This is a genomic window from Thioalkalivibrio sp. ALJ3 (genome assembly GCF_000377205.1).
In the GTDB taxonomy this organism is placed as follows: domain Bacteria; phylum Pseudomonadota; class Gammaproteobacteria; order Ectothiorhodospirales; family Ectothiorhodospiraceae; genus Thioalkalivibrio.
The window spans coordinates 15,664-25,942 of the sequence record NZ_KB897912.1; the positions used below are offsets into that span (position 1 = coordinate 15,664).

The window sequence follows — 10,279 nt, forward strand, 5'->3', positions numbered from 1 at the left end:
CGCTCGCCAGCGAGTAAACTTCCGGCGCCACGAATTCCGTTTCACCGGGGCCCGGCCCCGGCAATCCAAACGTCCCAGGAGATTGGCATGGCTGGACATTTCCCGTTTGCTGGTAAGCGCGGCACGCGCTACGGCCTCGCCCCGCGCGGCACCATCGCCGCCTTTTTCGAAAACCACGGGTTCAACGAGGACCTGCAGGAGAAGTACTACAAGTGGTGGTACGACTGGGCCAAGGACTTCGTCGAGAAGGACGCCGACCTCTCCTACACCATGATCACCAAGTTCGACAGCTATCCGATGGGCACCCATGCCCACCACTCGTTCCATCTGAACGGCAAGTACTGGCCGAGCTGCCTGGACGAGCTGGGCTCGTTCATCCGTGACGTCATCTTCCCGAAGATGGACGAAAAGGCGATGCACGATCTCGAAGAGAAGCACGCCAAGCTGATCAAGGACCTGGAGAAGGAAGCCGAGTCCAACCCGCGCGAAGCGGCCCCGGACGTCGGTCTGTTCCGCCACGTCTGACCGGCACCCTCGCCGCAGCATCCGGCCCCGCCCTGCGGGGCCGGTTTGTTTAGGGAAACCTGCTTAATGAACGCCGCGAAGCGTGAAGCCATCTTCGAACGCCTGAAGGCGGCGAACCCCGAGCCGACCACCGAGCTCGAGTACAACACCCCCTTCGAGCTACTGATCGCGGTCATCCTGTCGGCCCAGGCCACGGATGTCGGCGTGAACAAGGCCACCCGCCGCCTCTACCCCGTCGCCAACACGCCCGAGGCCATCCTCGCGCTGGGCCTCGACGGGCTGAAGGAACACATCAAGACCATCGGCCTGTACAACGCCAAGGCCGAGAACGTGATCAAGACCTGCCGCATCCTGGTGGAACAGCACGGGAGCGAGGTTCCACGCGACCGCAAATCGCTGGAGGCCCTTCCGGGTGTGGGGCGCAAGACCGCCAACGTGATCCTGAATACGGCATTCGGCATTCCGACGATTGCAGTGGACACCCACATCTTCAGGGTCGCCAACCGCACCGGACTGGCGCCCGGCAAGAACGTGCTGGACGTCGAAAAGCGACTGATGCGGCTAACACCGAAGCCCTATTTGCAGGACGCCCATCACTGGCTGATCCTGCATGGACGTTATGTCTGCAAGGCCCGCAAGCCCGAATGCTGGCGCTGTCCGATCGAGGACCTGTGTGAATACAAGGCGAAGACGCCACCCCCAGCCGGGGCCTGAACGCCCCCATACCTTCGAGGAACACCCCATGTACGGCAACCGCGACCAGATCCGCACCCAGTTCGTCGACGCCTGGCATAAGGCACAAGCTGGCGAGACGTTGACCGACCTGGAACAGCAGCTGGTGGACGTGATCTCGGAACACCCCGAGTACCACGAGTTCATCAAGGACCGCGAGACTGCCCTGACCGGCGAGTTTCCGCCGGAACTGGGCACCTCCAATCCATTCCTGCACATGGCCATGCACCTGAGCCTGCGCGACCAGGCTCGCACTGACCGCCCCACTGGCATTCAGGCCGCACACGCGAGCCTGTGTGCCCGTTTTGGCGTGATGGATGCCGAGCACCGGATGATGGAGTGCCTGGGCCAGGCCCTGTGGGAGGCCCAGCGCAACAACACGCCGCCGGACCAGAATGCCTACCTCGAATGCATCCAGCGCCTCGCGGCGCGCTAGGGACGGATCTAACGCGCAAACAGGCGCTGCCACCAGCGCCGGCGGCTTCCGGTTGGCGGCATCACGGCTTGCAGATCCACAGGAGGGACCCGCGAGAGCACCCAACCGGGCAGAATCCGCAGGCCCGAAGAACCACAACTGGCGCCCAGATGGTTGGGATCAAAGATCTTCACGAAAGTGGGGGCATCACGGTCGTCGACATAGACGATTCCGCAGTAATCTTCGTCGTGGTCGCGGCGCAGCAGCCGATCGACCTCTTCGATGAAATGCAGAAAATCGGCGCGCGCCGCTGGCTCGGGGGGCACCGACTCCCCAACCGCATAGATATACCAGTGATCGTCCGCCTGCTCGCGCAAGCGTGCCCACACGGCATCCAGATCGCTCCAGTGCAACACGCCCGTACTGCCCGCCTGGAAACGCTGGAGAAAGTCGTGGTCGACAGCAGGCGGGGCGGGCATCGCAGTGGCCGGTTGAGGATGAGTCATCATCGTAGCCCGCCGTGGATCTGGTTGCATGGAACCCCTGGCCTGCGCGAGCCTCTGATCAGCAAGTACCGCTCACTCTCCCCAGCGCCTGGACGATGCGTCAGCTTACTCACAATACCTCTCTTCGCGCGAAGCCGGAGCAGGTCTTCGACCTGTTGAGCCACGTGCCCAATTTTGTCGATCTGTGCGACAACGTGGAGCATATCGAGCCGCTGGGGGACGAGCGCTACCGCTGGACCATCCGCGCGGCGGGAATGAAGCTGCATTTCGATGTGGAGGTCTGCGAAGCCGAACGCCCGGAGTACTTCGCGTGGCGCTCGATCCGCGGCATCCAGAATCGCGGCAGCTACCGCCTGAGCCCCGGCGAACCCGGCCACACGCAGGTGGAGTTCGAGTTGCAGTACCGCCTGGGCAGCCCGCTGCTCGAAGCCGCGGTGCGCCGCGCCGCGCACTCGCTGGTCGAACGCGTGTCCGGCCAGCTGATGACCCGCGTACAGCACCGCCTCGATGTCGAGAACGGTCGCGCCTGACAATCCGGAGGACGCGCCCTAAAGCGTGCGCACCGGCGTCTTGTGCCGCCACTCCCCGTACACCGAGGCGAGCAAGCCGGCAGCCGCCAGAAACGCTGCAAACACATAGACCGAGGCCGGGCTGATTCCGTCCCACAGATAGCCCGCGACCAGGCTCCCCGCCGCACCCCCCATCCCGAATGCCAGGGAGGAGTACAGGGCCTGTCCGCGCCCTTGTAGCCGCCCCGGAAAGAAATAATGGATCAGCGAGATGGCGGCCGCGTGATACACGCCATAGCTGGCCGCGTGCAGCGCCTGGATGAACAGCAGCATGGGCAACGAGTCGGGTATCGCAGCCAGAAGCCCCCAGCGCAGGGTGGTCAGCACCAGTGCCACGGATACCAGAAACCACGCCCCGAAGCGCAGGATCAGCTTGGGCATCAGCAGGAACAGGACCACCTCCGCCGCCACTCCGAGCGCCCACAACTGCCCGGCCACCGCCCGCGAGAATCCGGCCTCCTCCAGATACAGCGTGAAGAACGCGTAGTACGGCCCATGGCTCGCCTGCATGAAGAAGCAGGCCAGAAACAGCGCGATCACCTCGGGCCGCTTCAATACCGCGACCAGCGCCGGGACATTGTTGTCCTGCTCCATATCGCGCACCGGCTCGCGCACCCAAAGCGTCGCCAGCCAGAGTGCGGCGAAGATCCCGAGGACAATCCAGGGCAGCCAGGCGATGTCGATATGGTCGAACGCCCAGCCCAGCAGCGCGACCGCGACGATAAACCCGACCGACCCCCAGAGCCGTACCAGCGCGTAGCGATGGGCATCGCGGCCCAGGGTGCGCATGGTGGTGGCCTCGAACTGCGGGAGGATTGCATTCCAGAAAAAGCTGAAGGCGGCCATCACCACGGCCAGCCACCAGTAGCCGGTGTACAGCAACACCCCGGCAAAGGCGACGACACCGCCAAAGGCCCCCCAACGAGTGATCGGCATGTGCGCGCCGGCGCGATCCGCGAGCCAGCCCCAGACGTTGGGCGCGATGATCTTGGTGGCGAGCACGATCGCCATCAGCTCGCCGATCTGCGATCCGCTAAAGCCGGCCTCGGCCAGATACGGGCCCCAGAACGGCATGAACGCGCCGAGGCTCGCGAAATAGAAAAAGTAGACCGTGGAGAGGCGTGCGCTGGGGATCACCAGAGCGGACCTCCGGAGGCACGGGCACGGCGGAGCGCGCCCATGTCAGTCGTGCGGCAGGTCGCGCAGTTCCGGCAGGCCGGTGTCACCGACGTCGGCGTTCTGCCCGCGATGGCGCAAGGCATGATCCATCAGCACGAGTGCCATCATCGCTTCGGCGATCGGGGTCGCGCGGATGCCCACGCAGGGGTCATGCCGACCCTTGGTGACCACCTCCACCGGCTCGCCGGCGGTGTTGATGCTGCGCCCGGGCAGACGGATGCTCGAGGTCGGCTTGAGCGCGATGCTCGCGCGCACGGCCTGGCCGGTGCTGATCCCGCCCAGCACGCCGCCAGCGTGGTTCGAGAGAAAGCCCTCGGGGGTGATCTCGTCGCGGTGCTCGGTACCCCGCTGGTTGACCGACTCGAAACCGGCCCCGATCTCCACGCCCTTGACCGCGTTGATGCTCATCAGCGCATGCGCCAGTTCGGCATCCAGGCGGTCGAACACCGGCTCGCCCCAGCCCGCCGGCACACCGACGGCCTCGACGGTCACCCGCGCGCCGATCGAATCGCCGGACTTGCGCAGGGCATCCATGTATTCCTCCAGCTCCGCGACCTTGTCCGGGTCGGGGCAGAAGAACGGGTTGTCGTTGACGATCTCCGGCTGCTTCGCCTCCAACTCGATCGGGCCCAGCTGTGACAGCCAGCCACGGATCTCGATCCCGTAGCGTTGCTGAAGGTAACGCCGGGCGATGCCACCGGCCGCTACGCGCAGCGCGGTCTCGCGCGCGGAGCTGCGCCCGCCGCCGCGGTAATCGCGCAGGCCGTATTTGCGGTGATAGGTGTAGTCCGCGTGCCCCGGACGGAAGCGATCCATGATCTCGCTGTAGTCCTTGGAGCGCTGATCGACATTCTCGATCAGCAGTCCGATCGGGGTACCGGTGGTTCGACCCTCGAACACCCCGGACAGGATGCGTACCTGGTCCGGCTCGCGGCGCTGGGTGGTGTGGCGCGACTGTCCCGGCCGGCGGCGATCCAGATCAAACTGCAGGTCCGCCTCGCAAAGCTCCAGACCCGGCGGACAGCCGTCCACCACCGCGCCCAGGGCCGGCCCGTGACTCTCACCAAAGGTACTGACGACGAACAGTCGTCCAAAGCTGTTTCCCGACATGCGCGATAGTGTATCCGCGCCGAGCGGTGCTGTCGCCTGTTGCTGCTCCGACCGGACGGCAAAGCCACGAAGTTTCTGCCATGATCGGCAGCGCAGCATCCAACAAGCAAAAGGAGATGGATATGTCGCGTTCGATCAAGCGCCTGGCCGCCGGTACCGCCGCCGCAACCTGTCTGGGACTGGCCAGCGTCGCCCAGGCCGACGTGTTCAATCAGCGCATGATGAGCATGGAGCTGGCCAACGACATCGCCGAGGCTGCGGTGCTCGCCTGCCGCGAGAAGGGACACCAGACCAGCGCCGTGGTCGTCGACCGATCCGGGAACGATCGCTCCGTAATGCGTGACAATCTGGCCGCCGTGCAAACCATCCAGATTGCCGGCGACAAGGCCCGCGCCACGGTCATGTCCGGTACCAGTTCTGGCAACTTCCGTGATAACCGCGAAGAAATCCGCATGGAGATGAACCACGTGGACGGCATCATCATGCTGGCGGGCGGGCTGCCGATCGAGGTGGCCGGCAGCATGATCGGCGCGGTGGGCGTATCCGGTGCCCCTGGTGGTGATCTGGATGAAGAATGCGCCCAGGCCGCGCTAGACTCGGTTCAGGAGCGACTCGACTTCGCGATGTAAGTTGCGCGTGGCCAGGGACGGCCGCCAACCCACGCCCGGAGCCTCAATGAAAGATCCACTCGCCAGCCAGAAAGCGGTTGCCGCACCCGGTGTACACCGGATCAGCCCGCAGGAGGCCCACCAGCGGCTGCAGCAGCGCCCGCGCGACCTGCTGATCGACATCCGCTCCACGATGGAATTCCTGTTCGTCGGGCATCCGCAGGGCGCCATCCATATCCCGTGGATCGACGAACCGGACTGGACCGTGAACCCTCACTTTGTGCCTCAGGTGCGCAAACTGCTGCTGGGGGGGGCCGAGGATCACAGCGAGGATGCCCCCGCGCTCTACCTGATCTGCCGCAGCGGCAAGCGCACACTGTCCGCCGGCCAGGCCCTGGTCGATGCCGGCATCGAGAACGTGTATTCGGTGGAAGAAGGCTTTGAAGGGCCGCTGGACGAACACCACCAGCGTTCCACCCGCGGTGGCTGGCGCTACCACGGGCTCCCCTGGGAACAGTGCTGAGCGAGTCAGCGCCTGGCGCAACCGAGCTCGCTAGCGGTGATACTCGCCGGCGCGCTCCGGCTGATACTCGACGGCCTCGATACGCACATGCATCTGCCCTCCGCCCGGGCGCGGCCATTCGATCTCGTCCCCCTCGGACAGCCCCAGCAGCGCACTGCCCACCGGCGCCAGAATCGACAGCGTGCCGCCGCTGTCGTCTACATCGCGCGGGTAGACCAGCGTCAGCGAGAACTCCTCGCCGGATTCGACCACCCGGAACCGGACCTTCGAATTCATCGTGACAACCGAACCCGGGATCTCGCGCGAATCCACGACATCCGCGCGGTCCAGCTCGGCCTCCAGGTCTCCCTTGCCGGGAAAGCTGTCGTCCGGCAGCGATTCCAGCAGCTTGTCCAGACGCTCAATGTCCGTGCTGGAGACGACAATCTTCGGCTTTTTCACTTTCACACTCCAGAATGCAGAACGCGCCTCCGGGGAGACGCGCCAGGCAAGAAACTTTCGAGACTTTCCGGAAACCGGAACACGAGGCTCGGAGACTAGCCAAGACGAGACGGAAAAGCCATCCCACGGCTCGGCACGGTCCTCAGCAGACTATGGAGTCCGGGTCTCCCGCCATGCGGCGTAACCACCGCGCAGGACATGGGCATCGATACCCATCGCGCGCAGGCTTTCGGCCACCAGCTGGGACCGGCCACGGCCCCCACAGAACACCACGACGGGCTGCTGGGGGTCCTGCATGTGGGATTCGATGCTGGCCTCCAGCTTGGGCCGGGGGATATTCACCGCGCCTTCAATACTGCCTTCGGCCGCCTCCTCCTGCTGGCGCACATCCACCAGCAGAAAGGACCGCCCCGCCTGGCGCCAGTCGACCAGTTCCGCGGGGTCCAGATGCGGCAGCTTTGCTTCCAGTTCGGCGATGCGTTTGTCGAAAAGACTCACTGTCAGCGGCTCCGTTGAATGCCCATGTGCAGCATTCTACCGCCTCGGCAGGAGCAGGACCTTCACAGGGACGGGCGCAGCAGGAACGGCGCGATGCGCAGCGTGAACAGCGCAAGCCCAACAAATGCGGCCACCGCACCGACTACGGTCAGCATCGGCACGCTCAGCAACCAGCCGAGGCCCATGCCCAGCGCCGCGACATGCACAAGCACCTGCGGCGTCCAGGCCCAAAGCCAGCCACCCGCAATCGGGTGCCCGGTAAAGCGCGGCAGCATGTGCTCGCCGAGGCCCATGATCAGCAGCAGCAGGAATCCAAGCGTAAAGCCATGCAGCGCGGCTGGGCGCGCCGCGCCATCCAGAAAAAAACCGCCCAGTGGCAGCGCGGCCCCCGCGATCAGCAGCCAGATCATGGCACCCAGTACCGAGGCACGGCTGGAGGCCGAAAGTCCCAGCCCGACATGACGCGCGGCCTTCTGCGTACGTTCTGGGGCATCGGCGACCAGCTCGGTCGCGGCCGTGCGGTCCAGCAGCCCGATGTGCTTCAGCTCGCCGTCCACGACCACGGCCGGGATGGAGCGTATGCGCAACCGGGTCGCCAGTTGACGCCCCTCCGGCTGCCCCATGTCGACCACCGCGAAATCGATCTGCTTCTTCTGGGCCACCTCGCGCCAGATGCGCTCGGCATCGTGGCAGGAGGCACACCATTCGGACACCAGCAGTTCCACCTTCATGAATCGAGTCCCCGTCAGTCCGCGCAGCGCATGCAGTGGATGTCGTAGCGGTCGATCCACTGCTTGAGCCCGTCGACGGCTTCGGGCCCTGTATGCAGCCGTTCCAGGGCCTTTTGCGGGTCGTCCGGGCGCATCACCACCACCCAGGCATCGGTATAGGGGGCGACATTCACCAGTCCGGGGTCGGCCTCCACGGCGGGGTTAATGCGCTCGATGGTGCCGTCGAAGGGCGTGGGGATGCCCCCCGCCCACTTGCCGGATTCCAGGCGCGCGACCGGCTTGCCCGCGGCCCGGTGCGAACCCGGCTTGCGAAAGCGGAAGTACTGTACCCGCCCCGCCATGGTCTGGGCGGGGTCGGTGATACCGAGGGTAAAGGTGCCGTCGTCCTCCGGGCGGACCCAGACGTAGTCGAGGTCGTAGAACAGGTCATCCGGGAGCTCGCAGCCGTTGTATTCGGTATGGCTCATTACGCCCCCTTCGGACCGTAGTGGCGCACGGTGAGTGCGATATTCAGTGCGAACAGGATCATCGCGCCCCAGGCCACCGCCCCGCCGACCGCAACCGTCGGGTTATGGAACATCATCCAGCCGGCGATCATCACCCAGAGACCAAGATTGGCCAGCACGAACTGCACATGCCCCAGCCGTTCCGAGAACAGTGAACGACCGGAAAACCGCGGCAGCACGTGCAGCCCCACGCCGTAAATCATCATGATCACGAATCCCAGCAGCATCAGATGGCCATGGATACGCGGCACATTGCCAGGGATCAGCCCCGGGTGAGCCAGCCAGAGGATGCCGATGAGCCCACCCAGCAGCGCATAGGCCAGCGCGGCCAGGATGAACATCCGGTTACGTGGATGCATATCGCGTTCGCTCCCTTTTCTTGTTTGTTCTGCAGCGAGAACAGACTACGATAAGATGCATAATAAATGCATTGATCGAGATCAACACGGACACGAGCGCTTTCAGGGACAGTGACCCTGCCTGTGATTCAAACGCAGCCGATTGTCCCGTCGTCACCCGAGCCTATTGATGAAACTGCAGCTCCACGAACCCGCTCCCGGCTTCCACCGCCCGATCGACCTCCTGCGGGCCTGTCACCGTCGGATCACGAGCTGCCTCGACACGCTGGAACGGCTGCCGGGACATCTTGAACAGCACGGGGCCGACGCGCAGGCCCAGTCCGCGGCACGCCGTGTGCTGGCCTACTTCGAGCAGGCCGCCCCACAACACCACGCCGACGAAGACGAGGACCTGTTCCCGATCCTGAATGCGTACCGCAACCACCCCGAGGCCCACCCGCAGCTGGGTGAATGGATCGATCGCCTCAGTGCCGAGCACCCCCACCTTGAAGCCGACTGGGACGCCCTGGAACCGGCCCTGCAGATCATCGCATCCGGGCACACGGACCCGCTGCAGGGCGCGGGAGACTGGATCCGGCACTACCGGGCACATCTCGAATTGGAGGATAACGCGGTGCTGCCCCTGGCCGATCATCTGCTCAGCGCCGAGGAACGCACCCGGATAGGCCGCTCCATGGCGCGCCGGCGGGGCATCCCGACTGTGCACGCGGAACCAGCCGATGAGTGACTTCCTGCTGGATCTGCGGGGACTGGCCGACCACGCGCACACGCGCGCTTACTACACGCTGCGTGAACTGCAGCCGAGTCAGGTCTTCGACGTCTGGCTGGATCAGGAACCGCAGTTGCTGATGGATGCGGTCAGCCTGCAGCTGCGCCACGCCATCCACTGGCAGGTGCAGGAGAGTGGTCCGCCGCTGTGGAAGCTGCGCGTCCAGCGCCGCGAGGATGTCGCACCCGTGGACCTCGTCGATCTCCTGCTGCGCGACCACCTGCGCATTGACCGCCTGTTCGCCAGCGCGCTGCACAAGGTCAATGCGGGCGATCTCGAGGGTGCGGCCCCCGATTTCCAGGCCTATGTAGAAGGCCTGCGCCTACACGTTCATGTAGAAAATGAGCTGATCGTTCCGGCACTGGAGGTCTCGCGCGGGACCGGCGGCCAGGACCCGGTGGCCATCATGCTGCGCGAGCACGACCAAATCCTGGAACAAACGGCCCTGCTGGAACACGAGTTTCAGGAAGGGGTCGAGGATACCTGGATGGTGGCGCCATTCTTTGCCCTGATCTCCGGGGCCCTCGCCAAGCACGAAAGTCGCGAGGAACAAAACGTCTTCCCCGACTGGGGACACCGCCTGCGGCACGATCCCGGCCTGGCGGCCGAACTACTGGAGAAGGCCCGTCAGCAGTTGGAGTACAGGGCCAACAACTGAGCGGGGTCGGCAATACAAAACGAGTGTGTCAGGATAGTCCACCGCTACGGCCCGACACGACGTGACACCACTCCTCCTCAAGACCGGCTTCCCCCGACCTTTCCAGTGGCTTCGCGAGTGGCTCGCGGCATGGCCGGCGGGCGTGCTGGC

General features: G+C 65.0%; 16 protein-coding genes. 8 read left to right on the forward strand and 8 right to left on the reverse strand.

Annotated elements, in window-relative coordinates:
• Positions 1-87 precede the first annotated feature (87 nt).
• The 3 genes from C935_RS0111950 (at position 88) to C935_RS0111960 (ending at position 1,693) form a co-directional block, all read left to right on the forward strand.
• Positions 88-525, forward strand: a complete 438-nt coding sequence (locus C935_RS0111950) for a hypothetical protein (RefSeq protein ID WP_018862730.1) — start codon at positions 88-90, stop codon at positions 523-525.
• Positions 526-591: 66 nt separating this feature from the next.
• A complete protein-coding gene (gene nth / locus C935_RS0111955; RefSeq protein ID WP_018862731.1) occupies positions 592-1,239 on the forward strand; it encodes an endonuclease III in 648 nt (215 codons plus the stop codon).
• Positions 1,240-1,267: 28 nt separating this feature from the next.
• Positions 1,268-1,693, forward strand: a complete 426-nt coding sequence (locus C935_RS0111960; RefSeq protein WP_018862732.1) for a DUF1841 family protein — start codon at positions 1,268-1,270, stop codon at positions 1,691-1,693.
• A gap of 8 nt (positions 1,694-1,701) precedes the next feature.
• Here C935_RS0111960 and C935_RS0111965 read toward each other — a convergent pair whose 3' ends face one another.
• On the reverse strand, positions 1,702-2,151 hold the full coding sequence (locus tag C935_RS0111965; protein ID WP_018862733.1) for a hypothetical protein: 450 nt from the start codon (positions 2,149-2,151) through the stop codon (positions 1,702-1,704).
• A 122-nt stretch (positions 2,152-2,273) separates the two neighbouring features.
• Between C935_RS0111965 and C935_RS0111970 the strand changes: the two genes are divergently transcribed.
• Positions 2,274-2,708, forward strand: coding sequence for an SRPBCC family protein (locus C935_RS0111970; protein ID WP_018862734.1), 435 nt, complete (start codon positions 2,274-2,276; stop codon positions 2,706-2,708).
• Positions 2,709-2,726: 18 nt separating this feature from the next.
• On the opposite strand, the gene C935_RS0111975 is transcribed toward C935_RS0111970, so the two are convergent.
• A complete protein-coding gene (locus C935_RS0111975; RefSeq protein WP_018862735.1) occupies positions 2,727-3,884 on the reverse strand; it encodes an MFS transporter in 1,158 nt (385 codons plus the stop codon).
• 45 nt (positions 3,885-3,929) lie between these two features.
• A complete protein-coding gene (gene aroC / locus C935_RS0111980) occupies positions 3,930-5,036 on the reverse strand; it encodes a chorismate synthase (protein ID WP_018862736.1) in 1,107 nt (368 codons plus the stop codon).
• Between the two features lie 122 nt (positions 5,037-5,158).
• On the opposite strand from aroC, the gene C935_RS0111985 reads away from it, so the two are divergent.
• On the forward strand, positions 5,159-5,665 hold the full coding sequence (locus tag C935_RS0111985; RefSeq protein ID WP_026278787.1) for a heme-binding protein: 507 nt from the start codon (positions 5,159-5,161) through the stop codon (positions 5,663-5,665).
• Positions 5,666-5,711: 46 nt separating this feature from the next.
• Positions 5,712-6,167 (forward strand): rhodanese-like domain-containing protein, encoded by a 456-nt coding sequence (locus tag C935_RS0111990; RefSeq protein ID WP_018862738.1) that lies wholly within the window; start codon positions 5,712-5,714, stop codon positions 6,165-6,167.
• 30 nt (positions 6,168-6,197) lie between these two features.
• On the opposite strand, the gene rnk is transcribed toward C935_RS0111990, so the two are convergent.
• From rnk to C935_RS0112015, 5 genes are all read right to left on the reverse strand, one after another.
• Positions 6,198-6,608, reverse strand: a complete 411-nt coding sequence (rnk, locus tag C935_RS0111995) for a nucleoside diphosphate kinase regulator (protein WP_018862739.1) — start codon at positions 6,606-6,608, stop codon at positions 6,198-6,200.
• Between the two features lie 150 nt (positions 6,609-6,758).
• Positions 6,759-7,106 carry a rhodanese-like domain-containing protein gene (locus C935_RS0112000; protein ID WP_018862740.1) on the reverse strand — a complete coding sequence of 116 codons (348 nt, stop codon included), beginning with the start codon at positions 7,104-7,106 and terminating at the stop codon, positions 6,759-6,761.
• Between the two features lie 62 nt (positions 7,107-7,168).
• Positions 7,169-7,837 carry a thioredoxin family protein gene (locus C935_RS0112005; protein ID WP_018862741.1) on the reverse strand — a complete coding sequence of 223 codons (669 nt, stop codon included), beginning with the start codon at positions 7,835-7,837 and terminating at the stop codon, positions 7,169-7,171.
• A 14-nt stretch (positions 7,838-7,851) separates the two neighbouring features.
• Positions 7,852-8,304, reverse strand: coding sequence for a glycine cleavage system protein H (locus tag C935_RS0112010; RefSeq protein ID WP_012983113.1), 453 nt, complete (start codon positions 8,302-8,304; stop codon positions 7,852-7,854).
• Positions 8,304-8,702 (reverse strand): hypothetical protein, encoded by a 399-nt coding sequence (locus C935_RS0112015; RefSeq protein WP_026278788.1) that lies wholly within the window; start codon positions 8,700-8,702, stop codon positions 8,304-8,306. The genes C935_RS0112010 and C935_RS0112015 overlap by 1 nt, the downstream gene beginning before the upstream one ends.
• A gap of 169 nt (positions 8,703-8,871) precedes the next feature.
• Here C935_RS0112015 and C935_RS0112020 point away from each other — a divergent pair, with 169 nt between their 5' ends.
• Positions 8,872-9,429: a hemerythrin domain-containing protein gene (locus tag C935_RS0112020; protein WP_018862743.1), complete on the forward strand. Its 558-nt coding sequence runs from the start codon at positions 8,872-8,874 to the stop codon at positions 9,427-9,429.
• On the forward strand, positions 9,422-10,129 hold the full coding sequence (locus C935_RS0112025; RefSeq protein WP_018862744.1) for a hemerythrin domain-containing protein: 708 nt from the start codon (positions 9,422-9,424) through the stop codon (positions 10,127-10,129). The genes C935_RS0112020 and C935_RS0112025 overlap by 8 nt, the downstream gene beginning before the upstream one ends.
• Positions 10,130-10,279: the final 150 nt, after the last annotated feature.

Coding starts and splice junctions, on each gene's coding strand:
- C935_RS0111950 (WP_018862730.1), top strand. CDS start 88: ATGGCTGGACATTTCCCGTTTGCTGGTAAGCGCGGCACGCGCTACGGC.
- nth (WP_018862731.1), top strand. CDS start 592: ATGAACGCCGCGAAGCGTGAAGCCATCTTCGAACGCCTGAAGGCGGCG.
- C935_RS0111960 (WP_018862732.1), top strand. CDS start 1,268: ATGTACGGCAACCGCGACCAGATCCGCACCCAGTTCGTCGACGCCTGG.
- C935_RS0111965 (WP_018862733.1), bottom strand. CDS start 2,151: ATGCCCGCCCCGCCTGCTGTCGACCACGACTTTCTCCAGCGTTTCCAG.
- C935_RS0111970 (WP_018862734.1), top strand. CDS start 2,274: ATGCGTCAGCTTACTCACAATACCTCTCTTCGCGCGAAGCCGGAGCAG.
- aroC (WP_018862736.1), bottom strand. CDS start 5,036: ATGTCGGGAAACAGCTTTGGACGACTGTTCGTCGTCAGTACCTTTGGT.
- C935_RS0111985 (WP_026278787.1), top strand. CDS start 5,159: ATGTCGCGTTCGATCAAGCGCCTGGCCGCCGGTACCGCCGCCGCAACC.
- C935_RS0111990 (WP_018862738.1), top strand. CDS start 5,712: ATGAAAGATCCACTCGCCAGCCAGAAAGCGGTTGCCGCACCCGGTGTA.
- C935_RS0112005 (WP_018862741.1), bottom strand. CDS start 7,837: ATGAAGGTGGAACTGCTGGTGTCCGAATGGTGTGCCTCCTGCCACGAT.
- C935_RS0112010 (WP_012983113.1), bottom strand. CDS start 8,304: ATGAGCCATACCGAATACAACGGCTGCGAGCTCCCGGATGACCTGTTC.
- C935_RS0112015 (WP_026278788.1), bottom strand. CDS start 8,702: ATGCATCCACGTAACCGGATGTTCATCCTGGCCGCGCTGGCCTATGCG.
- C935_RS0112020 (WP_018862743.1), top strand. CDS start 8,872: ATGAAACTGCAGCTCCACGAACCCGCTCCCGGCTTCCACCGCCCGATC.
- C935_RS0112025 (WP_018862744.1), top strand. CDS start 9,422: ATGAGTGACTTCCTGCTGGATCTGCGGGGACTGGCCGACCACGCGCAC.